Genomic DNA, 22,121 nt, shown 5'->3' on the forward strand with positions numbered 1-22,121 from the left:
TCCTGTGCTCCGTGCGCCTTGTGCTTCATCTCGCTCGGTAATTTGTTCAGCGTTTCCTTTTGTCTCGTCATGGATAGACCGTCAGCGGTCAATAGCGAGATTCGGCGGGCGAGGTGTGAGCCAGCGTGGGAGAGGGCGTGGTTTTTCAGATGGGTGGCGTGGAATCCACCACGAGGGCGATGCGCCGAAAGGCCCAGACGCGGGTGACCGGCATGCCGGCCTGGTGCTGGGCCAGGCGTACCGATTCGGCATCCGGAGCCTGGTAGAGGCAGAGCATACGCTGCCGGTCGAGCGAAAAAAGCGTGCGCACGAAGCGTACCTGATGATTGTTCAGACACGCCGACCCGGCGTCCTCCAGGGCCTGGATCGCCTCGAAGGTTACCGCCGCGGCGAAACGGCGCTCCACCATGACGTTGGCAGCAGCCAGCGCCGTGACACTCAGCCTGGGAGCATCGTGCACGCTGCCGCCCCACAACGAGCTGATGTCGGCGCCGGCCTGGCGTAGGCCGATGCGTGCCGATTCCACGTCGGGAGCCTGGAAATGGCACACCAGGCGGCGTCCGTCCCGCGCCAACAGGCTCTCCTGCCATTGGATACGATGCAGGTCGAAGCATGGTAGGGCCGCCTCGCTCAGCGAGCGTACCAGTCGCGGTTCGAGGGGACGGTCGAAGCTGCGCTCCAGAATGACGTCGATCATGCCTCATCCTCGGCTGCGGGCTGGGCCAGCAGCGTTTGCCAGCGTCGTCGCGCCCAGCCGGCGACGGGCTCCCGTGCCAGCGCTTCTGCGGCCTGGGCATGGTGATGCCAGTCGGCCGTATCGCCAAGGCGACGGGCGCACTCGGCCAGCAGCGCGTGGGCCAATAACTGCTCGCTGCGACGCTCCAGCACCCGGGCGTGTTCCAGGGCTTCGGCGGCGCGCTGCCTGGCGCTCCCGGCTCGCATGCGGGCAAGGTCGAGCCGGGCCGCCTGCAGCAGCAGAACGGCCAGGCGATGGCGAGCGTCGGCGTGTCGCAGGGTGACGAGAGCGACGCCGAAGGGGTCGGGGTCCTCTTCCAGGGCATAGTGGCACAAGGCTTCGGCAGCGGCGGCATAAGGGGCCTCGCTGCCGTCGCGCAGGCGTTTGCCGAGCTCGCGCAGCTGGGCGCAGCGATCACGGGCGGCGGCGTATGCGTCCCGCTCGAAGTCCATCAGCAGCAGGGTCTCCTCGGCCTGGAATTCTCCCAGCTTGTCGCCCATGGCCTTGCACAGGGTGCGGGCTTCCTTGAAGTAGGATTCCGCTTGATCGAAGCGATCCTCGTGCAGGCTGAGCAGGCCCTGGGCCAGGGGAATGGCGGGATGGCCGATATTGTACTGGATGGCCAGTTCACGTGCCTGGGACAGTAACTCGGCCGCCTGGTGGAGGTCGCGCTCGAGCATGGCCAGGCAACGGGCGGTTTCGGCCATGGCGATGACCTGTTCACGGCCTTCGCCGCAGCGGGTCGCGCGTTCCGCCTGCAGTGACTGCTCATGGGCGTCGCTCCACTGGCCGTGGGCCCAGCGGATATGGCTGGCCAACTGGTAGCCGAGCCGTGCATGGGCCAGGGCGCCGTGCTCCAGGGCTTGCTCGGCAAGCGCGACCACTTCGCCGGCGCCGGCCTCCCAATCGGCCAGGGGCGCGGCAATGTAAAGAAGATCATGGAGCTCGAGGGCCAGGCACACGCGCCGGCAACCGGTCAGGTCATCGACTAGTGCCAAGCCTCGCTGTGCGTACTGCTGGGCTTCCTGGTTGGCGAAGATACGCAGGCAGAAGCGGCCGGCTTCGATCATTGCCCGAGTGGCCAGCTCGATGTCGCCGCTGGCATGAGCGTGGTGGGCCAGGCTGCTGGCCTGGCGCATGTCGTTGAGGGATCCTTCGGCCAGCCATTCGGCAACGCGTCGATGCATGGCCAGGCGCCGGGACGGAGAAATCGCCTCGTACAGCTCGGCAGCCACTTCGCTGCGTGTAAAGCGAAGGCCCTGGGGGCCGGTGGAGAGTCACTGGTGCCGTTCGGCCACCTCCAGTGCCAGGCCGATACGGTTGGTGCCGAGCCCCGAGACCTGGCCCAGGATGCCAAGGTCGGGGTCTGGAGCCAGCAGCGCAGCCCAGCGCATCACTTCGAGGGTGTCTCCCTCCAACACCGAGGGGCGTTCATCGTCGGTTGGGCGTGGCGGTATTGCCGTGTTCGCATTCGTCGCCAGCGGGCCTCGAGCCAGCTTGGTTTCGTGCCAGGCACGCAGCAACTGGCCGTTGAGCGGCAGGCCCGCCTCGCGGATGAGTCGCGTACCCAGCTGCAGCTGCCGTTCGGCTTCGCGCGGCTGGTGCTGGGCCAGTAGCAGGCGCACCAGCCAGGCGCGTGCCGCCTCGTCGAAAGGGGCGAGGCGCACCCAGGCATGGGCGTGGGGCAAGGCGAGTTCAGGGGTATCGGCGAGACGCCCGACCAGCGTCGTCAGCAGGGTCGTCTGGGCACGCATGGCGGCTTCTCGCTCGGCCAGGCACCAGGCGTGGAAGTCGGCAAACCGGTCCAGCTCAAGGCCCTCCAGGAAGGGGCCCCGGTAGCGGCTTGCGGCTTGCTCCAGCACTTCGATGTCGGCCGTCGCCAAGCCGTTTTGGCATAGCGCATGCAGGCCGATCACGTCGATGTCGATGTCCGTGGTATCCAGGCTCACGCCCAGCCGGTCCGCCTTGAGCCGATTCCTGTCTGCATCGTCCACCAGTCGGCGCAGCTTGGAGAGGCTCCAGCGCAGCGAGCCGCGCGGGTCGTCGGGCAGTTCCCATAGCAGGTCGCACAGGTGTTCACGGCTCAGGGGGCGGGAGTGGCGGGCAAGATAGGCGAGCAGCCCACGAGTTTTGCTTGAGGGAGGCAGCGCCAATACCTGCCCGTCCCGTATCACTTCGAGATCGCCGAGCAGGTTGAGGGTCAGCGCATTCATGTCAGGACCCGGTGGGGGAACGCTAGCAGTATAGTTCGCGATGCCACCGGGCCGTCCGACCATTTTTTTCCTCCTTTGGCAGGAAAAACCACGCTGGCTTACACGCCGGCTCCCTCGGCATGGGACAACGCTCTAAGTCTACTCACCCGAGGAGACTCACCATGACCCGCTACGCCAGCATATTGGAAACCATCGGCTGCACACCGCTGGTACGGCTTGCCCGTCTCGCCCCACCGGATGTCAACGTGTACGTGAAGGTGGAAGCCTTCAACCCCATGGGCTCGGTGAAGGACCGCATGGCGCTGGCAGTGATCGAAGCGGCCGAGCGCAGCGGCGCCCTGCGCCCGGGCCAGACGGTGATCGAGGCCACCAGCGGCAATACCGGTATCGGCCTGGCCATGGTGTGCGCCCGCAAGGGGTATCCGTTGGTCGTGACCATGGCCGAGAGCTTCAGCCTGGAGCGGCGTCGGCTGCTGCGCTTCCTGGGTGCCAGGGTGGTGCTCACGCCCGCTTCCGAGAAGGGCAGCGGCATGCTGGCCAAGGCGAACGAGCTGGCCGAAACCCATGGCTATTTCCTGTGCCGCCAGTTCGAGAACGAAGCCAATGCCGAGGTGCACAGCCGTACCACGGCACGGGAGATCCTCGACGACATGCAAGGAGAGCCGATCCATGCCTGGGTGACCGGCTTCGGTACCGGCGGCACGCTCAAGGGCGTCTCACGGGTGCTGAAAGCCGCCGATCCGGCAACCCGCGTGGTGGTCGCCGAGCCCGACAATGCCCCGCTGCTGGGCAGTGGGGAGGCGCAGCCGGCAGGCATGAGCCACCCGCGTTTTCGCCCCCACCTGATGCAGGGATGGAGCCCCGACTTCATCTCGCCTCTGGCCCAGCAGGCGGTGGCTGCCGGCATGGTGGATGAAGTCGTGCCGGTGGCGGGAGAAGAGGCGCTGCGCCTGGCCCGGCAGTTGGCTCGAAAGGAAGGCATCTTCGTCGGCGTCTCCGCCGGCGCGACCCTGGTAGCTGCCTTGCAGGTGGCTCGGCGGGCGCCGGCCGGCAGCCATGTGATCTGCATGCTGCCCGACACCGGCGAGCGCTACCTGTCCACGCCGCTGTTCGAAGGCATCGTGGATGAGATGAACGAGGAGGAGCTGGCGCTGTCGCGTTCCACGCCCGGTTGTCGCTTCGATACGCCCGCACCCCAGCCCGCTGCCATGCCCGCGGCACAAGTATCTGCAGTGCAGGAATTGACGAGCGATACGGAAGCCGAGCGCCGGCTCGACGACTGCCTGGCGCAAGCACCAGTGGTCATGTTCGCCCTGGCTTGGTGCGAGTTCTGCTGGGCGGCACGCAAGCTGTTCGACCGCCTGGGTGTCGACTTCGTGAGCGTTGAGCTGGATGCACCGGCCTGCCAGGCCGACGACATGGGCGTTCGCCTGCGCCCGGTGCTGGCGCGGCGTACCGGGGGGCCGACCATTCCGCAGATCTTCATCGGCGGCGAGCCGCTCGGTGGCTGCGGAGAGCTGTTCGAGGCCTGGGCCGACGGCAGCCTGGGCGAGCGCCTTGCAGCGTGCGGGGTCGCTTACGACAGCGAGGCGAGGATCGAACCCGAGCTCCTGCTGCCGGCCTGGCTGCATCCACGCTCCACTACGGCCTGATTCGGAGGAAGCCGACATGAGCTATATCGAAACGATTGCTCCGGAACTGGCCGAGGGCGAGGTCAGGGAGATGTACCAGCGCCAGGAGAGCCACTTCGGCTTCTTGCCCAACTATGCCCACGTATTCTGCCATCGCCCCGAGGTGATGAAGTGCTGGGCGGCGCTGATCGCGACCATTCGTCGGCCCATGGCGCCGCGTCGGTACGAGCTGGTGACGCTGGCTGCCGCCCGTGCCCTGGGCAACACCTACTGCTCGCTGGCCCATGCCAAGGCCCTGTTGCAGCTCATGGGCATGGAGGCCGCCCAGGCCATGCTGACGGACGAGGCGGGGCCGCTCAGCGAGGCGGAACGCGTGATGATGGACTTTGCCGCCAAGGTGGCCTGTCGTGCCCAGGAGGTCGGCTCCGAGGATATCGAAGCGCTACGGGCTCACGGCTTCGCCGACGATGAGATCTTCGACATCGTTGCCGTCGTGGCGGGGCGCGCCTTCTTTACGCGAATTCTCGACGGCCTCGGGGTCGAGGCCGACGCCGTCTTTCGCCAGCTCCCGCCCGGGCTGGTGGGGCCGCTCAGCGTGGGCAGGCCGATAGCACACGCTGTCGCACAGACCTGAACCGACGGCGAACTGCGCCGAAACGGATCGGCGGCTAGCGTTCGGACATGTCGGGCATGTTGCGGGTGCGCGCCACGCCCGGGAGCCGCCGGCGCAGGGCGGCCTTGCCCATCATGTGGGCGCTGACCGGGGCGGTGGCGAACAGGAAGATCGTTACCAGGGCTTCCTGGAACGAGACGCCGCCCTGCTGGTGGCTGAAGTAGAGCAGCGAGCCGATCAGGGTGCAGCCGACGCCCAGGGTGCTGGCCTTGGTGGGGCCGTGCAGGCGTGTGTAGAAATCGGGCAGCTTGGCCAGCCCCCAGGAGCCGATCAGCGCCACCAGGGCACCGAACAGCAGGAAGGTGGCGACGACGAACTCCAGGTACCACGGCATGTCGATGCTGGTCATTCGATGACGTCCCCCCTTAGCAGGTACTTGCTCATGGCGACGGTACTGACGAAGCCCATCAGCGCGATCAGCAGGGCCAGCTCGAACAGCACGCCCAGCCCCATCCGGATGTCCGCCAGCACGATCAGCGCGATGCTGTTGATCATCAGGGTGTCCAGCGCCAGGATCCGGTCGACGATGTCCGGGCCGACGGCCAGTCGATAGAGATTGAGCAGGGCAGCAATGGCGAAGAGGGTCATGGCGACCGTGATGACGGTAGCGATCATCGGAAGATCTCCTCGAGCGGCTGTTCGTAGCGTTCGCGAATGGTGGCGATGGCTTCGGCCTCGTCCTCCAGGTGCAGGGCATGGACCAGCAGGGTATTGGCTTTCGCATCGTGGTGGATCGAGACGGTGCCGGGCGTCAGCGAGATGGTGCTGGCCAGGATGGTGATGGCGAAGTCGTCGTCCAGGGTCAGCGGGTAGACGAAGAAGCCGGGCTGCAGGTGCCGGGCGGGGCGCAGGATGCGAATGGCCACCACCAGGTTGGAGCGTAGAATGTCCACCAGCAGCACCAGCAGGTAACGCAGCAGCGGCAGGGGTCGCTTGATCTTCGCCTCCTCGGCCCAGAAGGCGTGGGTCAAGAAAGGAATGGCCACACCAAGAGCCAGCCCCAGCAGGGCATGAGCCACGCTGAAGTCATTGACCATCAACATCCACAGCAGCGCCAGAAACAGCGAGAACAGGGGATGCGGCAGCCAGAACTGCCGGGAGCGGAACGGCGACGGAATCATGGTGGGATCTCCTGTGCCGAGGCGATGGCCTGCGGCAGCACGGCGGCAATATAGGCCTGCGGGTCGAGCAGCTGTTCCGCGGTCAGTTCGAGGTAATCCATTACCGGCTCGCCGTACACCGCCAGCAGCCCATTGAGACCGATCATGGTGGAGACCAGCACCAGCGGCCCGCGCTCCAGCGGGTACGGCTTGGCCATGTCGGCGGGTCGCCAGAACCAGTTGCTGCCGGTACGGCTGACGGCGACCAGGGTCAGCAGCGCGGCGGACAGCAGCACCCCCCACAGCCACAGCCCTCGGGGCTCCTGCGCGCTGGCCTGGAGGATCCATGCCTTGCTGACGAAGCCGCTGAACGGTGGCAGGCCCACCATGGCGATGCCCGCAATGAAGAACAGTGTGCCCAGCAGCCATCGATGGCCGATGGGGCCGATCGCCGAGAAGCGGTCATAGCCCTCCTCGCGCTGCCGGCCCAGCAGGTCGGCCAGCAGGAAGAAGACGGCGGTCATGCCGGTGCTGTGGATCAGGTAGAAAAGGGCGGCGCCGAGGGAGCTGGGGGTGACGAAGCTGATGGTGGCCAGCAGGGTGCCTACCGAGAGGATCACCAGGTAGGCGGTCAAGGTGCGCAGGCTGTTCGAACCCAGCACCCCGACGCCGCCCAGCGCCAGGGTCAGCAGCGCCAGCGGCCACAGCCAGGCCCAGGCGGTCGCGTTGACCGGCGCCTCGCCCAATGCGAAGACCAGCAGGAAGACCCGCAGGATGGCGTAGATGCCGACCTTGGTCATGATGGCGAAGAGCGCGGCCACCGGTGCACTGGAGGCCGAGTAGGCGCGGGGCAGCCAGAACAGAAGCGGCAGGATGGCGGCCTTGATGCCGAACACCACCAGCAGGATCAGGCTGGCGGCGGCGAGCAGCGGCGCATCTTCCGGCGGTGCCTCCGCCACCCGCAGGGCCAGGTCGGCCATGTTGAGGGTGCCGGTGAGGCCGTAAAGGGTGCCCAGGGCGATCAAGAACAGTGCGGAGCCCGCCAGGTTGATGACCACGTAGTGCAGCCCGGCGCGACTGCGGGCACGCCCCCCTCCGTGTAGCAGCAGGGCGTAGGAGGCGATCAGCAGGATCTCGAAGAATACGAAGAGGTTGAAAAGATCGCCGGTCAGGAAGGCGCCGTTGAGGCCGGCCAACTGGAACTGGAACAGGGCGTGGAAGTGCGCGCCGCGCTTGTCGGTGCCGCTACCGCTGCTGGCGTAGAGCAGGCAACAGAAGCTCAGCACGGCGGTCAGCGCCAGCATGATGGCGGAGAGCCGGTCGAGCACCAGCACGATGCCGAAGGGTGCGGGCCAGTCTCCGGCGTGATAGAGCTGGTACTCCCCCGAGCCGGCCATGGCCAGCCCCCACACTCCCAGCAGCACCAGGCCCAGGGTACTGGCGACACCCACCAGGCGCTGCACGCCGAAGGGCAGCCGGTAGAGCAGCAGCAGGCTCGCCCCGGTGACCAGCGGCAGCAGTATCGGCAGGATCAGGGCGTGGTTCATGCAATGTCCTCGTCGGGGTTTTCGCCGTCTACGTGGTCGTTGCGCAGCTCCACAGCCGCCTTGAGCGCGAGCACCACCACGAAGGCGGTCATGGCGAAGCCGATGACGATGGCGGTCAGTACCAGGGCCTGGGGCAGCGGGTCCGCCGAGCGTTCGCTGAAGCCGACGATGGCCGGCGCGCCGGCCACCAGGCGGCCCGAGGCGAACAGGTAGAGGTTGACGGCGTGGGAGAGCAGGGTGAGCCCCAGGATCACGGTGAAGGTGCGCGCGCGCAGCAGCAGGTAGATCCCGCAGGTGGTCAGCACGCCCAGGGTTATCGCATAGAGCAGTTCCATCAACCGATCTCCTTGCCGGGGCCGGCCACGGTCATCAGCTTGCCGAGGTTGGCCAGTATCAGCAGCGTCGCCCCGACCACGGTGGCGTAGACCCCGAGGTCGAAGAGCATCGCAGTGGCCAGCTCGAAATCGCCGATCAGCGGCAGGTGCATATGGCCATGGGCCGAGGTGAGGAAGGGATAGCCGAACAGCCAGCTGCCGAGGCCAGTGAGCACGGCGATCAGGATGCCGGCACCGATCAGCGGCCGGAAAGCGGTCAGCATGCGCGCCTGGGCCCAGACCAGTCCGCCCGCCATGTATTGCAGCGTCAGGGCCACGGCGGTGATCAGCCCGGCGATGAAGCCGCCGCCCGGCAGGTTGTGGCCGCGCAGGAAGATATAGGCCGAGACCAGCAGGGCGATCGGCAGCACCAGCCGCGCCACGGTGCCGAGCATGATCGGATGCGGTTCGGCGACCCAGTGCGCGGGGTTGGTATCGACTACCCGCTCCTTGAGGTGCAGGTCACGGGTGAAGGCGAAGACCGCCACCGCCGCGATGCCCAGCACGGTGATCTCGCCCAGGGTATCGAAGCCGCGAAAGTCCACCAGGATGACGTTGACCACGTTGGTACCGCCGCCACCGGGTAGGCTGTTGGCGAGGAAAAAGTCGGAGATGCTCCGCTGCGGCCGGGTCAGGATGGCGAAGCTGAAGGCAGCCACGCCGACGCCCATCAGGCCGGCGATGGCGAGGTCGCGTGCCGTCCTCCTGCGTGAAGATTCCCTGGGCGACTGCTGGGGCAGGAAGGAGAGCGCCAGCATCATGATCACTACCGCCATTACCTCCACCATCAGCTGGGTCAGGGCGAGATCCGGCGCCGAGAAACGGGCGAAGGCGACGGTGACGAAGAGCCCGGTCACCCCGAGCAGCAACAGGGCCGGCAACCGATAGTGGTGGAAGACGACCACGCCGATGGAGGCCAGGCAGAGCAGGATCGCCGCCAACACGGTCAGCGGGTCGAGAGCTGCCAGCGGCACGCCGCCGTTCCAGCGCGCCACGGCGAGCAGTTCCACGCCGACCAGTACCACGACGGTGACCATGATGAAGACCAAGTAGCGCTGTTGTGAGCCGTTTTCGAGCTGGAAGACGCGCTGTTGGGAAAGCGTGATGAGGCGCAACATGATCCAGTCGAAGATTTCCGTGGCATTCACCTCTGGCAGCCGGGCATGGAGACGGAACAGCGGATCGCGAATCATGTAGAAGAGCGCGCCGCCCGCCAGCGCGAAGAGGCTCATGAGCATCGGCAGGGTGCCGCCCAGCGCCGCAAAATCGTAGGCGGGCAGGTCGGCCTGGTGCGAGGCCAGGAATGCCGGTTGGACCAGCGTCGTGTAGAGTCCCGTCGGTGCCAGGCCCACGTAGAGCGTGGCCAGGGCCAGCAGTGCGATGGGCGTCAAGGCCGTCAGGCGAGGCTGCTTGGGTGGCCAGACGGGCAGGTCGATGGGCCTGCCGTTGAAGTAGACGTTATGGAAGATGCGAATCGAGTAGGCCACCGAGAACAGCCCGGCCAGGGTCACCCAGGCGGGGATCACCAGGGTCGCCCAACTGGGCGTCGTTACCAGCAGGCTTTCGCCGAACAGCATTTTCTTGCTCAAGTAGCCGCTCATCAGCGGCAAGCCGGCCATGGCGGCGGCGGGGATCGCCGACAGCACCATCAGCACCGGCATGAAGCGCCACATGCCGTTGATATGGCGCATGTCGCGGGTGCCGGTAGCGCGGTCCACGTAGCCTGCCATCATGAACAGCGGTGCCTTGAACAGTGCGTGGCACACCAGGTGGAAGAGCGCCGCGGCCACTGCCATAGGCGTGCCCAGGCCCAACAGCAGCATGATCAGCCCCAGGTGCGACACCGTGGAGTAGGCCAGCAGCCCCTTCATGTCGTGCATGAACATGGCCACGAAGGCGCCCACCATCAATGTCAGCATGCCGGTCAGGGTCACCAGGTGAAACCATAGGTCGGTCTCCGCCAGGGCGGGATGCAGCCGGGCGAGCAGGAACAGCCCCGCCTTGACCATGGTGGCGCTGTGCAGGTAGGCCGAGACCGGTGTCGGCGCGGTCATGGCGTGGGGCAACCAGAGATGGAAGGGAAACTGGGCCGACTTGGTGAAGGCTCCGAGCAGGATCAGGTTGAGCATCAGGGCGTAGTGCTCATGAGCGCGGATTCGCTCGCCGGCCTCGAGCACCACCGAGAGTTCATAGCCGCCAGCGGCCTGACCCAGCAGTACGATGCCGCCCAACAGTAGCAGCCCGCCGCCGCCGGTGATCACCAGCGACATCCGTGCGCCCAGCCTGGCGGCATGGCGGTCGCTGTGAAAGCCGATGAGCAGGAACGACACCAGGCTGGTCAGCTCCCAGAACACCAGCATGAACAGCAGGTTTTCGCATAGCACGATGCCCAGCATGGCCGCCATGAACAGCAGCATCAGGGTGTAGAAACGCGCGGCCGAAGCGCTGCCTTCGAAGTAGTAGCGGGCATAGAGCAGGATCAGGCAGCCAACGCCAGTGATGAGCAGGGCGAACAGCAAGCCGAGGCCGTCCAGGCGCAGCGCCACGTTCAATCCCAGCGAGGGAAGCCAACTCAGCTCGCGAATCACGGTCTCGCCGCTCGAGATTCGCGGCAGCCAGCTCAACAACAGGGCGAAGCTCGAGACGGCAGGCAGGGCAGCGAGACAGGCAAGCTGCCGAGACGTGCCGCCGCGGCGAAAAGCGGGCAGCGTCGCGCCCAGCAGCGGTAGCAGAATGACGAGGGCAAGTGCCATGAGGTCGCTTGCGGCTAGCGTCAGTAAGGTCGCCAGTGGCTGGGTCGTTCCAACCTCTGGCCTTTTGCAGCTCGGTTACTGACGAGTGGGCCCGGACAATCGTTGATTGTTCTTCTCATGCAAACTCCCTGAAGCACGTGGAGAACCTTCATCTCACCGCCGTAGCGCCGCCAGTGCCAGGCCTGTGTCACCCAGAGAAGCTGAGCTGCCCTTTGTCGTGGCGCATCGCGTGCCTGACGAAAGAGACGGTGAACGGCTCCAATATAGTGGGCTTTGCCTGCGCCTACCTTGGATCATGTCAACGCTGGGCAAGGTTTCCGATCCTCGTAGGCGAGCGCTTGGCCAGCGACACCTTGGCATGTCGGCGCACGATCGATATCTGCACGGCCCTGGCTCCGGGCGTTTCAGACAGCGGGCTGCTGGTTGGGCGGCACGATCCCCAGCCGTTTCATGCGCCTGTAGATGGTCGGGCGGGAGAGTCCCAAATCGCGAGCTGCCGCACTGATGTTCCATTGATGACGAACCAGGGCGACGTAGAGCAGGTCCTGCTGCGGCGTGCGGGCCGCGGTCGGGAGCGTCGAGGATTCACTGACTCCGCGGCTGGCGCCGGGATGGGCCAACTGACCGTGGGTGCACTCATCGGGAAGATCGTCGACCACGACTTCGTCGCCATCGCAGGTCGCCAGCGCGAAGCGCAGGGCATTGTGCAACTCACGAATATTACCTGGCCCAGGGGTAGGCGAGCAGGGCGCTCATGGCGTCGCCGCGCAGGCGTACGTGTGAGTCGCGCTCGCCGTTTATCTCGTCGAAGAGCCGGCGAATCAGGTAGCCCCTTGTCGGCGCGTTCACGCAGCGGCGGCAGGCGCACGCTGGCACCGTTGAGGCGATAGAAAAGGTCCTCGCGAAAGCGCCCCGTGTGGATCAGTTCGCGCAGGTCGCGGTGGGTCGCCGCCACCACCCGCAGGTCGACCTTGATCGGTCGGCTGGCGCCGATGGGCAGCACCTCCTGTTCGGCCAGCACTCCCAGTGTCTCTACGCCACCTTCGCTCACCTGCCGGGCATGAAGGTGGTGGCGCCGAGCAACGCTTACGACGCCAAAGGACTGATGACCGCGGCGATCCGCGACGATAACCCTGTGGTGTTCATGTACCACAAGTCGCTGCAGGGCATGGGTTGGCTGGGTACCGAGAAGGGCGCCACCGTGCCGGTTCCCGAAGAACCCTACACGGTGCCCATCGGCAAGGCCGCGGTGGTGCGTGAGGGCCACGATGTGACGCTGGTCAGCCTAGCTGCCGGCGTGCACCACTGCCTGCGAGCCGCCAAGGCGCTGGAAGAGGAGGGCTTTTCCGCCGAAGTGGTCGACCTGCGCAGCCTGGTGCCGCTGGACCGCGAGACCGTGCGCGCCTCGGTGGCCAAGACCGGGCGCCTGATCGTGGTCGATGAGGACTACCACAGCTACGGCGTCAGCGGCGAGATCGTCGCCACGGTGGCCGAGCATGTCGCCTGCCGACTCAAGGCCTCTCCGAAGCGCGTGGCCTACCCCGACATCCCGATTCCCTTCGCGCCGACGATGGAGCAGTGGGCGCTGCCCAATGCCGACAAGATCGTCGCCGCCTTTCACCAGATGATGCGAGACCAGTGAGGAGCCCCGCATGACGAACGATATCCGTGTGCCCGATGACCTTTGGGAAGGCGACACCGAGGGCGTCATCACCGCCTGGTTGGTCAGCGACGGCGCCGAAGTCGCCCAAGGGAACCTCGTCGCCGAGGTCATGGTGGAGAAGGCGCAATACGAGATCGAGGCGCCGGTCTCGGGCAAGCTCACCATTGCCAAGGAGGAGGACGAGGTGGTGGAGAAGGGCAGCGTGATCGCCACGCTGGAGAGCTGAGGAGAGCGGCCATGAAACTCGACACCACGACACGACTCGACACGCCCCGCCCTGAGGGGGCGGGTCCGTTGTCGGCCCGGGCGGGCGATGAACCACTGAGCGAGGCCACGGCGAGAGAGATACCACTGAAGGGCATGCGTGGCATGATCGCGTCGAAGATGCTGCAGAGCCTGCAGACTTCGGCACAGCTGACCCATCATGCCAGCGCGTGCCTGGAAGCGCCGCAGGCGCTGAGGGCGCACTGCCGGCAGCGGGGGCTCGCCGTGCCCTCACTACAAGATCTCATGCTGCGCTTGGTGGTCCAGACGCTCGCCGATTACCCGTCCCTCAACGCCATTCTGGAAGAAAACCGCATCGTCGAGCATGGCTCGGTGCATCTGGGCCTGGCCATTCCGCTGCCTGACGACCTGCTGGTGGCACCGGCCCTGTTCGCTGCCGAATCGCTGGGCCTGGGTGAGCTGTCCGCAGCGCGGCGCATGCTGACGACCAAGGCCCAGGCGGGCCGGCTCGGGGTGCGGGAGCTGACCGGAGCCACCTTTACGGTATCCAACCTGGGACGCTCGCGGGTTCACCACTTCACGCCGATACTCAACGTGCCGCAGGTGGCCATCCTGGGTATCGGTGGGATCGAAACGCGCCCTGTGCCACTATCCGAGGGCTGGCGGGCGGCTAATTTCATCGGCCTCTCGCTGACGTTCGACCATCGTGCCGTCAACGGTGCACCGGCGGCGGCATTTCTCGATGCGCTGTGCGAGCGCATCGAGACGCTGTCCCCGGATGCCTTCGATCATGAACTCGGCGAGACATCGAGCTACTAGCGAACTTCGGGAGCCCTTGGAGAGAGGAAACCTGCCATGACTGCCGTGCCGCCCATCGACGCAAACGGCCTGCAGCGGCTCAGTGTGGAAGCCGGCCTGGCCGCGGAGGAGGCAAGGCTGGAGGCAATCTGCCAGGGCGAGAGCCATGCGGAGCTGTTGGCCTGGCAGCCATTGGATCGCGCCCTGGTGATGCCGCGCCGTCACGAGAGGACCGAAGGCTTCCCTGAGGCGCGCCAGGTCCTGCGCGAGCGGGGCTGGCCGATTCTGTTCCGTGCCACGGGCGGCACCCCGGTGCCGCAGTGCGCCTCGGTGGTCAACGTGGCGTTGGCGCTGCGCTGTCGGGTGGGCAGCTCCGCGGCGCATCTCGAGTGGGGCTACCATCGCCTGGGCGAGCCCTGGTGCGAGTGGCTGGCCTCGCTCGGGGTCGAGGCGGCCGATCTGGGTGAAGCGCCGGGTGCCTACTGCGACGGTCGCTTCAACGTGCGTATCGGCGGGCGCAAGCTGGTGGGCACGGCCCAGCGCTGGCGTCGGGTTCGCGGCTGCCGCGACATGGCGATGCTGGTCCACGGTGCCATGCAGGTGAGCGGCGATCCGGCCGAGCTGGTCGGCGTCGTCAATGCCTTTCAGGAAGCCATCGACGATCCCCAGCGCTTCCTGGCCGAGAGTCACGTCGCGCTCACGCAGGCGCTGCCCGGGATGGACGTCGAGACGGCGCTGCCGGACCTGCTATGGCGTCTGGCCAATGCCCCTGAGCCGCCGTGACATGACCTCGAACCGCTGGGACTGATCGTATCGACTGGGAATCGACAGCGGCGCCGACATGGCGCCGCTGTTTTTACTCAGTGGGCCCCACCCATTTAGTCTTGTTCATGGCATGACTCCTTGTTGTTTCCGTTTTTCGGCGGCTTGTTTGCCTCCGAAGTTATGATGGCAAGAAGCATGCCAAGGCAGTGCAGAGAATAAGCTCCTGTTTTTTTCATGTCAGTGAGGCGGAAACACGAGACCCCGGGTGTACTCCACGATACAACCATGTGACAGCTGTCACGTTACGCTCATGCAGACGTCGCCGCTTGCCGCGTCCGAAATAGAGCGGCCCGAAGGCTAGCCCGGCCACCGCGCCAGGGTGCGCTGCCTCTGGCCCGAACGGGGGCGAAGCAATGATGCCCTGGGGCGCGAGAGGCGGATGCGCGGCATGGCCCGAACATGCCAGTATTGGACCTGGCCGTTCTTGCAAGGAAGGCATTCATGACCCGACTGTTCCAGAAGCACTATCACCCGGCCGGCACGGCGCCCGGCACGCTGCGTGACCTGTCCCTCGAACAAGTCGCCCTGCAGGGGCCGGCGACGTTCCTGCTGGCAAGGCGCGAGGGCGGCCGCTGGGGCGAGATGCACGAGATCGTGTCCGAAGCGATCCCCGAAGTGGCGGCGGAAGGCCCGCTGTGCTGGCTGGACGTGCAGGGCATGCCGACGACCGAGGAGCTCGAACTGCTCGGCGAGCGGGTGGGGCTGCATCCGTTGGCTCAGGAAGACATCCTCAACGGCGGCCAGCGGCCCAAGGTCGAGCGCTTCGAGGAATCGCTGGTGGTTACCCTCGGCATCCCCGAGGTGGACGACGAAGGAAACCTGCACCTCTACCAACTGACCCTGTTCATGGCCGGCAACATCGTCGCCAGCGTCATTGCCGAGACGCTGGATCCATTCGTCGAGGTGCGGCGTCGGCTCAAGGAGCGCGGCGGGCGTGCCCTGGGGGAGCCGGACGACCTGCTCTATGGCCTGCTCGATGCCGCTGTGGACCATGCCTTTCCGGTATTGGATGGAGTGGGCGAGCGCATCGAGGAGCTCGAGATGGAGATCCTCAATCAACCCGACAGCTCGACGCTGGAGCGCCTGCACGGGCTGAAGCGCGAACTCATCATGCTGCGCCGCTACCTGTGGCCCACTCGCGAGGTGATCAACCAATTGCTGCGCGACCATGACGACCTGTTTACGCCCGACACGCGCTTGTGGATGCGAGACGTCTACGACCACACCGTGCAGGTGATGGACCTGGTGGAGAGCTATCGCGACATGACCGCAAGCCTGCTCGACGTCTATCTCTCCAGCATGAGCCACCGGCTCAACGAGAGTATGCGTAAGCTCACCATCGTCGCTACCGTATTCATGCCGTTGACCTTCATCGTCGGTGTTTACGGCATGAACTTCGCTCACCCCACCAGCCCCTTCGCCATGCCCGAACTGGGCTGGTACTGGGGCTATCCTATGGTATGGGGTCTGATGGTCGCCGTCGCCTTCGGCATGGTGGTGTGGTTCAAGCGCAAACACTGGTTCTAGGCTGCCTTGTCTGGCCTGTGCTCGCAGACCTTCGTATAGCGACTAGCTCGGGATGCAAATGTGTGGCTGGTCCGTCAGCGGCTGGCTCACGCCTGTGCCCTGGTGTGGAGCGGCTACTCCGTGCTGTCGCGGGCCAAGAGGGCGGTGCCCACGGCGGCGGTGGGAGGTTTCTGTCTGGTGACTGCGCTACTGGCTTTCGCTTGCCATGGGCTGTTCGAGGTAACGCGCTGGCCCCAGGGCATGCAATGGCTGGGGGTGATCGGTCTGGGTTTGGGGCCGGTGGGCAGCGCCTTCTTTACCTGGGACATCGGCGTCAAGCACGGCGACCTGCACCTGCTGGGGCTGCTGGCCTACGCTACGCCGCTGCTCTCCACGTTGGTACTGATCGTGGCCGGCTATGCCGAGGCCACGCCGCTATTGGCACTGGCGGCCGGTGTGATCACCTTGGGCATGCTGGTCGGCAGCGGCGCACAGGTCCGACGCAGGAAGCGTGAGACGCCGGCGCGCCCCGATACCGCCTGAGGTCGGGGCGGCCCTGGCCGGTGCCGGTCATGCGTCGTCCGGTCGATCGGCAGGGTGGGAAATGGGGCGGAACGTGTCGCTGAACACGGCATCCAGGTCGAAAGTGGAGTAGTGGCCCAGGGCATCGAAGTTTTCCTCGAGCCACAGATCGGCCCAGCCACGGCCCTGGCGGTACAGCCGCGAGACGAAGTCCCACTGGGCGTTGAACTTGCTCGAGGCTGAGAGCTCCTGCACTTCCTGTTCGGCGTGGATCAGGTGCAGGCGCATGGAGCGGTAGCGCTCCACCTCGAGGCCTTCTGCATCGATCAGTTGCTGCAATAGCTGGATGCTGCGCAGCTCCTTGATCAGGCTGGTATTGAAAGTGATTTCATTGATGCGGTTGATGATGTCACGGGCGCTGTCGGGCAGCCGTTGGCGTACCAGCGGGTTGACCTGAACTACCACCAGGTCCTGGCAATCCATGTCGTCGACCAGCGGGAAGAGTGCCGGGTTGCCGCTGTAGCCGCCGTCCCAGTATGCTTCGCCATCGATCTCCACTGCGGGGAACATGAACGGCAGGCAGGCCGACGCCATTACCGTATCCACCGAGATTTCCGGTTGGCGGAAAACCTTGGCGCGCCCGGTCCTGACATTGGTGGCAGTGACGTATATCTTGGCCCGGCGGCAGGCGTTGACCCGTTCGAAGTCGACCAGTTCGCATATCAGGTCGCGTAGCGGGTTGATCTTCAGCGGGTTGAGCTTGGCCGGGGCGACGAGCTGGGTGAGACTCTCGAACATCAGGTAGCCGGGCGAATGATCGAGGCTGCCGCCGCCGGCCAGCCAGTCCCACGGGGCCGGCTGGATCGGCGAAAAGCGAGCCGCATCGCTGACGCCGCGCCAGAAATGGTGGAGCGCCTCACGCGCTCCTTCGCGGCCGCCTCGGTGCAGGCCGTCGGCCAGGACCACGGCATTCATCGCACCGGCGCTGGTACCGCTTACGCCGTCGATTTTCAGGCGCTCCTCCTCAAGCAGCCTGTCCAATACGCCCCAGGTCAGCGCGCCGTGTGAACCGCCTCCCTGCAGGGCGAGATCGATGTGCTTGCGTTCTCCCTTGGGCATGCCATCTCCTGTGTCATTCATGCTGCAACGCAGTGTAGACCTCTTGTGGGCGAGCCCGATACCGGTGCCTTCTTTATCTGCGTTACAGAATGCCTGGCCACTTGTCGTTCAGGCGCCGCTCGGGGAATCGGTAGCTTGCAGCTTGATCAAGGTGGTCACCAGCCGCTGGCAAAGTGCATCGAGCCGCTGCTGCTGGCTTTCGTCCACCCGTTCGCCGTTTTCGCCGAAGGCCTGGGCGGCGCGGGGGACGGCCAGCGGGTTGGGTAGTACGGTCACTCCGAGGTTGCCGAGCAACTGGCGGATCAGTGCCAGGCGGCGCTACGTGCCAAGCCGGGCAAGCGCTAATGCCATGCTCAGCACAGTCGCGTGCCGAGCAGGAGCAGCGAGGCGTCGGCCGTTTGCCAGCCCCACCATGCCAAGGCGAGGGCGGCGCCGAGGGCGAGCAGGGCGGCGAATTTCACCGATTGGGTTCGGCTCATGCCTGCACCTCCCTGGGGGCGGGGCGCTTGATGGGCGCCTCGCTGATGAACCAATGCAGTAGCGCTGCCGCCACTGAGAGCAGGATGGCGAGCTTCCATACCACGTCATAGTCACCATGCAGGTCGTAGAGCTTGCCACCCAGCCACACGCCAGTGAACGAACCGACTTGGTGGAACAGGAAGACGATGCCGCCGAGCATGGAGAGATGACGTACGCCGAATACCGAGGCCACGATGCCGTTGGTTAGCGGCACCGTGGAGAGCCACAGCAGGCCGATGGCGATGCCGAACAGGTAGGCACTGGCGGGGCTCAACGGCAGGAACACGAAGGCGGCGATCACCGCGCCACGGGTCAGGTAGAGCCAGCTCAGCAGATGCGGCTTGGAGTAGATACCACCCAGCCAGCCGGCAGTATAGGTGCCGAAGATATTGAACAGCCCGACCAAGGCCAGCGTGGTACTGCCCACCTTCACGGCCAGGCCGTTGTCGAACAGGTAGCCGGGCAGGTGCACGCCGATGAACACCACCTGGAAGCCGCATACGAAGAAGCCCAGGCACAGCAGCCAGAAGCCACGGTGCCCGGCGGCTTCGTCCAGTGCCGCGCGCAGCGAGAGATCCGTGGCCTGACGCGCGGAAGGGCGGTCCTTCAGCAAGGCACCGAGCGGCACCATCATGGCGGCCAGGGCGCCCATTGCCAGCAGCGCGGTCGACCAGCCGAGCCACCCGAGCAGGCCCAGGGTACCCGGCAGCATGGCGAACTGACCGAACGACCCCGCCGCACTCACGATGCCCATGGCCATGCTGCGCTTTTCCGGTGCCACGGCACGGCCTACGGCGCCGAGGATCACCGAGAACGTCGTGCCCGAGAGCCCCAGGCCGATCAGCACCCCGGCCGAGAGCGACATGCCCAGCGCCGATTCTGAAAGGCCCATGAACAGCAAGCCCAAGGCGTAGAGCACACCGCCGACAGCCACCACACGGGCCGCGCCGAAACGGTCCGCCAGCGCCCCGGTGAACGGCTGGGCAAATCCCCATATGAGGTTCTGCAATGCCAGGGCAAAGGCGAATACCTCACGACCCCAGCCCAGCTCACTGCTCATCGGCTCGAGGAACAGGCCGAAGCCATGGCGCAGACCCATGGCCAGCGAGATGACCAGACTGCCGAGCAGGATCAGCAGTAGCGTGTGGCGGCGAAGGGCGTCCATGGGAGTCGTCCAGTTTGCAGGCTAACGAGCATGCACTATCGCGCTTTCTCCAATGGCTGGCAATGTCACCGGTTGGCGACACTTGTGTAGCCGGTGTGCCACATGTGTAAAGGCGATGTACTCGGCTATCATGAACACTGTTCGTCAACTTGGAGATACGTCATGTCACGGCGCCTGTTGTTTCCTTTCGTTCTGATGCTTGCCGCCATGCTGGTGGCGGGCTGCAGCTATCAGCCGGCACGTATCAAGTCCGAGCCGCTGATCGTCATTGATGATGGCCGCGGTGGGCATCATGGGGGTGGCTTCTGTCCTCCGGGACAGGCGAAGAAAGGACGCTGCTGAGTCAGCGCTCTCCAAAGGCGCGCTAGACTGACTAGAGTCGTAGCCATAACGACTTCGAACGGGAACCGGAAGGGGCGTCTGGAGTTCTTGCACTTGCGAGGTACATACCATGAGAACGTCCCGCTTGCTCATCCTGGCCATCTTGCCCTTCATGTTGGCCCTGGCCGGCTGCAGCTATTCGCCGGCGCGCATCATGCCCGAGCCGCTGGTCGTGGTCGATGGTTCCCATCGCCATTATCACGGCGACAGGCAACGTCACCGTGAGCGCTACGTAGAGCGCCACTACTATCGTGACGGCCACCGTTATTACGACGACCGCCGTTATCGGGACCGTCGTCACCATCGCGGCGGTTTCTGTCCACCCGGGCTGGGTATGCAGGGCCGCTGCTGACAGGTAATGGGCCGGTTTCATGATGTCGCTCGGCAAGGTAATGTAGAAGTTTCCCTGATCGAGCGGGCGTCAAGGAACCGTCATGTCTCTACTCGACCTGCGCGCCTCCAACCTGGGCCAGGAACACGTGGCTCATGCCCATACGCACCACCAGTTGATTCTGGCGACTTGCGGTGTCACCGAACTCGATATCGAGGGCGTTGGCGGTCGTGTGACCGGTGGGCGTGGCTGCCTGATTCCCTGTGCCAGCCATCACGAGTACGAAGGCGACGGACGCAATCGTACGCTGGTGCTCGACGTACCACTGGCCGCGCTGGACGACATGCGCGACGGTGAGGACCTGCAGCGTCTGTTCGAGCGACCGCGTTTCTTTCCCGTATCGACCCGCCTCAACCATCTTGCCGTCACGCTGATGGCTCAGCTCGAACAGTTCCCGGCTCTGCACAGCGAGATCGCTGCGCTGCTGCTGCGTGCGCTCTATCTGCAGCTCAAGGAGGAGGTGCCTGGCGCGGCTCTGTTCGGCCGCCACTCCAGTGAGCGTATCGACCTCGGCAGCCTCGATGTCTGGATCGACCGGCATCTAGCCGACGAGATCCGCGTCGACCAACTGGCGGCGCTCTGTGCCCTGAGTCCTGGGCATTTCCATGCGCTGTTCCGTGATCTCACCGACGTCACGCCCTTGGCCTACGTGCAGCAGCGCCGGCTCGAGCATGCCCGGGCGCTGGTTAGGCACAGCCGCCTGAGTCTGGGGCATATCGCCAGCCTGGTCGGTTTTCGAGACCAGGGCAGCTTCAGCCGCGCCTACCGGCGTCATTTCGAGACTTCCCCCTCCACCGAGCGTGGTGATCGCTGAGCCTGGGGCAAGAAGACAAGAGTCAGGGAAAAACGGGGCGGCAAGTTTCCCTTATGCTTAAGAATCGAGTATTTCTCGCTCTCGACCGAGGAACGTGAATGCAAGGACAGACACGATGAAGCTCTTCTACCACCCGGACCAAGAGTGCCACGCACCCGGCTCCTTTCTGATACGTGGTCAGCTCACCTCTTCCCCCGAAGGGCCGGTGCGCGCCGAGCTGCTGGCCAAGGGCCTGGCCGCCGCGGGCCTGACCCTGCGCGAGCCCGATGACCTCGACAGCCCGCGGCTGCGTAGTCGGTTGGCACGGATCCACACGCCGCGCTACCTCGACTTTCTCGAGACCATTCATGCCCGGTGGCGTGAAATGCCGGCCGCCTCCGAGCTGGTGACGCCTAACATTCATCCCTGCGGTGGCGGCCACCATTATCCGCGCCATCCAGTGGGCCAGGCCGGCTGGCATATGCACGACATGGCGTGCCCCATCGGCGCCGACAGCTTCCGCGGCATCCTGGCCAGTGCGGCTACCGCCCAGGCGGCGGCCGAGGCGCTGCTTGGCGGCCACGGTAACACCTATGCGTTGTGCCGCCCGCCGGGCCATCACGCCGGGCCAGACCGGGCGGGAGGCTTCTGCTTTCTCAACAATTCGGCGCTGGCGGCCACGGTATTGCGCGAGCAGTTCTCGCGCGTTGCCATACTCGATATCGACCTGCACCATGGCAACGGTACCCAGGATATTTTCTTTAACCGTGACGACGTCTGGACCGGTTCGGTGCATGCCGACCCGAGCGATTTCTATCCCTTCTTCTGGGGTGGTGCCAACGAGGAGGGCATGGGCGAGGGGTTGGGCGCCAACGTAAACCTGCCACTGCCGCTGGGCAGCGATGGCACAGCCTTCCTTGAAGCACTTGAGATTCTGATCGCACGTATGGAAGCGTTCCGTCCCGAGGCAGTAGTGATCGCCCTGGGGCTGGATGCCCACCGCGCCGACCCGCTGGCCGGCATGGCACTCGAGACTGAGGACTTCGCTGCGGTGGGCAAGCGGCTGGCCCGGCTGACGCAACCGGCCGTACTGGTGCAGGAGGGTGGCTATCCCACCGAGCACTTGGGCGATAACCTGGCCGCCTTCATGAATGGCTTCACCGGCGACTGACGGCACGGCTTCACCG

27 protein-coding genes are annotated in these 22,121 nt (G+C 65.5%); 12 read left to right on the forward strand and 15 right to left on the reverse strand.

Going from position 1 to position 22,121, the window contains the following annotated elements; genetic code table 11:
• Positions 1–145: 145 nt before the first annotated feature.
• The 3 genes from HNO52_RS08760 to HNO52_RS08770 form a co-directional block, all read right to left on the reverse strand.
• Positions 146–697 (reverse strand): DUF4242 domain-containing protein, encoded by a 552-nt coding sequence (locus HNO52_RS08760; protein ID WP_197568755.1) that lies wholly within the window; start codon positions 695–697, stop codon positions 146–148.
• Entirely contained in the window at positions 694–1,923 is a 1,230-nt protein-coding gene (locus HNO52_RS08765; RefSeq protein ID WP_197568756.1) for an ATP-binding protein, read from the reverse strand. Before HNO52_RS08765 ends, HNO52_RS08760 begins: the two co-directional genes overlap by 4 nt.
• Before the next feature lie 90 nt (positions 1,924–2,013).
• Positions 2,014–2,949, reverse strand: a complete 936-nt coding sequence (locus HNO52_RS08770; RefSeq protein ID WP_197568757.1) for an AfsR/SARP family transcriptional regulator — start codon at positions 2,947–2,949, stop codon at positions 2,014–2,016.
• Positions 2,950–3,110: 161 nt separating this feature from the next.
• Between HNO52_RS08770 and cysK the strand changes: the two genes are divergently transcribed.
• Both cysK and HNO52_RS08780 read left to right on the forward strand, forming a co-directional pair.
• Positions 3,111–4,601, forward strand: coding sequence for a cysteine synthase A (gene cysK, locus HNO52_RS08775; RefSeq protein WP_197568758.1), 1,491 nt, complete (start codon positions 3,111–3,113; stop codon positions 4,599–4,601).
• Positions 4,602–4,617: 16 nt separating this feature from the next.
• The gene (locus HNO52_RS08780; RefSeq protein WP_197568759.1) at positions 4,618–5,214 is read left to right on the forward strand and encodes a carboxymuconolactone decarboxylase family protein; all 597 of its coding nucleotides are present in this window, start codon (positions 4,618–4,620) and stop codon (positions 5,212–5,214) included.
• Positions 5,215–5,248: 34 nt separating this feature from the next.
• Here the strand turns inward: HNO52_RS08780 and HNO52_RS08785 are convergent, their stop codons facing one another.
• The 8 genes from HNO52_RS08785 to HNO52_RS21230 all read right to left on the reverse strand — a co-directional run bounded on the left by HNO52_RS08785 (position 5,249) and on the right by HNO52_RS21230 (position 11,876).
• Positions 5,249–5,602: a Na+/H+ antiporter subunit G gene (locus HNO52_RS08785; protein ID WP_232090682.1), complete on the reverse strand. Its 354-nt coding sequence runs from the start codon at positions 5,600–5,602 to the stop codon at positions 5,249–5,251.
• A complete protein-coding gene (locus HNO52_RS08790; RefSeq protein WP_197568760.1) occupies positions 5,599–5,868 on the reverse strand; it encodes a K+/H+ antiporter subunit F in 270 nt (89 codons plus the stop codon). The genes HNO52_RS08785 and HNO52_RS08790 overlap by 4 nt, the downstream gene beginning before the upstream one ends.
• Positions 5,865–6,374, reverse strand: a complete 510-nt coding sequence (locus tag HNO52_RS08795; RefSeq protein WP_197568761.1) for a Na+/H+ antiporter subunit E — start codon at positions 6,372–6,374, stop codon at positions 5,865–5,867. Before HNO52_RS08795 ends, HNO52_RS08790 begins: the two co-directional genes overlap by 4 nt.
• Positions 6,371–7,900, reverse strand: a complete 1,530-nt coding sequence (locus HNO52_RS08800; RefSeq protein ID WP_197568762.1) for a monovalent cation/H+ antiporter subunit D — start codon at positions 7,898–7,900, stop codon at positions 6,371–6,373. The genes HNO52_RS08795 and HNO52_RS08800 overlap by 4 nt, the downstream gene beginning before the upstream one ends.
• On the reverse strand, positions 7,897–8,235 hold the full coding sequence (locus tag HNO52_RS08805) for a Na+/H+ antiporter subunit C (RefSeq protein ID WP_197568763.1): 339 nt from the start codon (positions 8,233–8,235) through the stop codon (positions 7,897–7,899). The genes HNO52_RS08800 and HNO52_RS08805 overlap by 4 nt, the downstream gene beginning before the upstream one ends.
• The gene (locus tag HNO52_RS08810) at positions 8,235–11,027 is read right to left on the reverse strand and encodes a monovalent cation/H+ antiporter subunit A (protein ID WP_197568764.1); all 2,793 of its coding nucleotides are present in this window, start codon (positions 11,025–11,027) and stop codon (positions 8,235–8,237) included. Before HNO52_RS08810 ends, HNO52_RS08805 begins: the two co-directional genes overlap by 1 nt.
• 404 nt (positions 11,028–11,431) lie before the next feature.
• Positions 11,432–11,737: a helix-turn-helix domain-containing protein gene (locus HNO52_RS21060; protein ID WP_232090684.1), complete on the reverse strand. Its 306-nt coding sequence runs from the start codon at positions 11,735–11,737 to the stop codon at positions 11,432–11,434.
• A 10-nt stretch (positions 11,738–11,747) separates the two neighbouring features.
• Positions 11,748–11,876: a hypothetical protein gene (locus HNO52_RS21230; RefSeq protein ID WP_269476080.1), complete on the reverse strand. Its 129-nt coding sequence runs from the start codon at positions 11,874–11,876 to the stop codon at positions 11,748–11,750.
• 67 nt (positions 11,877–11,943) lie between these two features.
• Here HNO52_RS21230 and HNO52_RS08820 point away from each other — a divergent pair, with 67 nt between their 5' ends.
• The 6 genes from HNO52_RS08820 (at position 11,944) to HNO52_RS08845 (ending at position 16,587) form a co-directional block, all read left to right on the forward strand.
• Entirely contained in the window at positions 11,944–12,669 is a 726-nt protein-coding gene (locus HNO52_RS08820; RefSeq protein WP_232090686.1) for an alpha-ketoacid dehydrogenase subunit beta, read from the forward strand.
• Positions 12,670–12,679: 10 nt separating this feature from the next.
• Positions 12,680–12,916, forward strand: a complete 237-nt coding sequence (locus tag HNO52_RS08825; RefSeq protein WP_197568765.1) for a biotin/lipoyl-containing protein — start codon at positions 12,680–12,682, stop codon at positions 12,914–12,916.
• Positions 12,917–12,927: 11 nt separating this feature from the next.
• Positions 12,928–13,734 carry a 2-oxo acid dehydrogenase subunit E2 gene (locus HNO52_RS08830; RefSeq protein WP_197568766.1) on the forward strand — a complete coding sequence of 269 codons (807 nt, stop codon included), beginning with the start codon at positions 12,928–12,930 and terminating at the stop codon, positions 13,732–13,734.
• 36 nt (positions 13,735–13,770) lie between these two features.
• Positions 13,771–14,496 (forward strand): lipoate--protein ligase family protein, encoded by a 726-nt coding sequence (locus HNO52_RS08835; RefSeq protein WP_197568767.1) that lies wholly within the window; start codon positions 13,771–13,773, stop codon positions 14,494–14,496.
• 483 nt (positions 14,497–14,979) lie between these two features.
• Positions 14,980–16,065 carry a magnesium/cobalt transporter CorA gene (gene corA / locus HNO52_RS08840; protein WP_197568768.1) on the forward strand — a complete coding sequence of 362 codons (1,086 nt, stop codon included), beginning with the start codon at positions 14,980–14,982 and terminating at the stop codon, positions 16,063–16,065.
• Between the two features lie 60 nt (positions 16,066–16,125).
• The gene (locus HNO52_RS08845) at positions 16,126–16,587 is read left to right on the forward strand and encodes a DMT family transporter (RefSeq protein ID WP_332107666.1); all 462 of its coding nucleotides are present in this window, start codon (positions 16,126–16,128) and stop codon (positions 16,585–16,587) included.
• Positions 16,588–16,614: 27 nt separating this feature from the next.
• Here the strand turns inward: HNO52_RS08845 and HNO52_RS08850 are convergent, their stop codons facing one another.
• From HNO52_RS08850 to HNO52_RS08860, 4 genes are all read right to left on the reverse strand, one after another.
• Complete coding sequence (locus tag HNO52_RS08850) at positions 16,615–17,685, reverse strand: patatin-like phospholipase family protein (protein WP_197568769.1); 1,071 nt, start codon at positions 17,683–17,685, stop codon at positions 16,615–16,617.
• Positions 17,686–17,793: 108 nt separating this feature from the next.
• Positions 17,794–17,961, reverse strand: a complete 168-nt coding sequence (locus tag HNO52_RS08855) for a hypothetical protein (protein ID WP_197568770.1) — start codon at positions 17,959–17,961, stop codon at positions 17,794–17,796.
• 77 nt (positions 17,962–18,038) lie between these two features.
• Positions 18,039–18,164, reverse strand: a complete 126-nt coding sequence (locus HNO52_RS21235) for a hypothetical protein (protein ID WP_269476081.1) — start codon at positions 18,162–18,164, stop codon at positions 18,039–18,041.
• Complete coding sequence (locus HNO52_RS08860; RefSeq protein ID WP_197568771.1) at positions 18,161–19,369, reverse strand: MFS transporter; 1,209 nt, start codon at positions 19,367–19,369, stop codon at positions 18,161–18,163. The genes HNO52_RS21235 and HNO52_RS08860 overlap by 4 nt, the downstream gene beginning before the upstream one ends.
• Positions 19,370–19,531: 162 nt before the next feature.
• On the opposite strand from HNO52_RS08860, the gene HNO52_RS08865 reads away from it, so the two are divergent.
• The 4 genes from HNO52_RS08865 to HNO52_RS08880 all read left to right on the forward strand — a co-directional run bounded on the left by HNO52_RS08865 (position 19,532) and on the right by HNO52_RS08880 (position 22,105).
• The gene (locus HNO52_RS08865) at positions 19,532–19,711 is read left to right on the forward strand and encodes a hypothetical protein (RefSeq protein WP_197568772.1); all 180 of its coding nucleotides are present in this window, start codon (positions 19,532–19,534) and stop codon (positions 19,709–19,711) included.
• 109 nt (positions 19,712–19,820) lie between these two features.
• Positions 19,821–20,102 (forward strand): hypothetical protein, encoded by a 282-nt coding sequence (locus HNO52_RS08870; RefSeq protein ID WP_197568773.1) that lies wholly within the window; start codon positions 19,821–19,823, stop codon positions 20,100–20,102.
• 82 nt (positions 20,103–20,184) lie between these two features.
• Entirely contained in the window at positions 20,185–20,955 is a 771-nt protein-coding gene (locus HNO52_RS08875; RefSeq protein WP_197568774.1) for an AraC family transcriptional regulator, read from the forward strand.
• Between the two features lie 115 nt (positions 20,956–21,070).
• The gene (locus HNO52_RS08880; protein WP_197568775.1) at positions 21,071–22,105 is read left to right on the forward strand and encodes a histone deacetylase family protein; all 1,035 of its coding nucleotides are present in this window, start codon (positions 21,071–21,073) and stop codon (positions 22,103–22,105) included.
• Positions 22,106–22,121 lie beyond the last annotated feature (16 nt).

It is taken from the genome of Halomonas sp. MCCC 1A13316, assembly GCF_014931605.1.
Lineage (GTDB): Bacteria > Pseudomonadota > Gammaproteobacteria > Pseudomonadales > Halomonadaceae > Halomonas.

Coding starts and splice junctions, on each gene's coding strand:
- HNO52_RS08760 (WP_197568755.1), bottom strand. CDS start 697: ATGATCGACGTCATTCTGGAGCGCAGCTTCGACCGTCCCCTCGAACCG.
- HNO52_RS08765 (WP_197568756.1), bottom strand. CDS start 1,923: ATGCATCGACGCGTTGCCGAATGGCTGGCCGAAGGATCCCTCAACGAC.
- HNO52_RS08770 (WP_197568757.1), bottom strand. CDS start 2,949: ATGAATGCGCTGACCCTCAACCTGCTCGGCGATCTCGAAGTGATACGG.
- cysK (WP_197568758.1), top strand. CDS start 3,111: ATGACCCGCTACGCCAGCATATTGGAAACCATCGGCTGCACACCGCTG.
- HNO52_RS08780 (WP_197568759.1), top strand. CDS start 4,618: ATGAGCTATATCGAAACGATTGCTCCGGAACTGGCCGAGGGCGAGGTC.
- HNO52_RS08785 (WP_232090682.1), bottom strand. CDS start 5,602: ATGACCAGCATCGACATGCCGTGGTACCTGGAGTTCGTCGTCGCCACC.
- HNO52_RS08790 (WP_197568760.1), bottom strand. CDS start 5,868: ATGATCGCTACCGTCATCACGGTCGCCATGACCCTCTTCGCCATTGCT.
- HNO52_RS08795 (WP_197568761.1), bottom strand. CDS start 6,374: ATGATTCCGTCGCCGTTCCGCTCCCGGCAGTTCTGGCTGCCGCATCCC.
- HNO52_RS08800 (WP_197568762.1), bottom strand. CDS start 7,900: ATGAACCACGCCCTGATCCTGCCGATACTGCTGCCGCTGGTCACCGGG.
- HNO52_RS08805 (WP_197568763.1), bottom strand. CDS start 8,235: ATGGAACTGCTCTATGCGATAACCCTGGGCGTGCTGACCACCTGCGGG.
- HNO52_RS08810 (WP_197568764.1), bottom strand. CDS start 11,027: ATGGCACTTGCCCTCGTCATTCTGCTACCGCTGCTGGGCGCGACGCTG.
- HNO52_RS08825 (WP_197568765.1), top strand. CDS start 12,680: ATGACGAACGATATCCGTGTGCCCGATGACCTTTGGGAAGGCGACACC.
- HNO52_RS08830 (WP_197568766.1), top strand. CDS start 12,928: ATGAAACTCGACACCACGACACGACTCGACACGCCCCGCCCTGAGGGG.
- HNO52_RS08835 (WP_197568767.1), top strand. CDS start 13,771: ATGACTGCCGTGCCGCCCATCGACGCAAACGGCCTGCAGCGGCTCAGT.
- corA (WP_197568768.1), top strand. CDS start 14,980: ATGACCCGACTGTTCCAGAAGCACTATCACCCGGCCGGCACGGCGCCC.
- HNO52_RS08850 (WP_197568769.1), bottom strand. CDS start 17,685: ATGCCCAAGGGAGAACGCAAGCACATCGATCTCGCCCTGCAGGGAGGC.
- HNO52_RS21235 (WP_269476081.1), bottom strand. CDS start 18,164: ATGAGCCGAACCCAATCGGTGAAATTCGCCGCCCTGCTCGCCCTCGGC.
- HNO52_RS08860 (WP_197568771.1), bottom strand. CDS start 19,369: ATGGACGCCCTTCGCCGCCACACGCTACTGCTGATCCTGCTCGGCAGT.
- HNO52_RS08865 (WP_197568772.1), top strand. CDS start 19,532: ATGTCACGGCGCCTGTTGTTTCCTTTCGTTCTGATGCTTGCCGCCATG.
- HNO52_RS08870 (WP_197568773.1), top strand. CDS start 19,821: ATGAGAACGTCCCGCTTGCTCATCCTGGCCATCTTGCCCTTCATGTTG.
- HNO52_RS08875 (WP_197568774.1), top strand. CDS start 20,185: ATGTCTCTACTCGACCTGCGCGCCTCCAACCTGGGCCAGGAACACGTG.
- HNO52_RS08880 (WP_197568775.1), top strand. CDS start 21,071: ATGAAGCTCTTCTACCACCCGGACCAAGAGTGCCACGCACCCGGCTCC.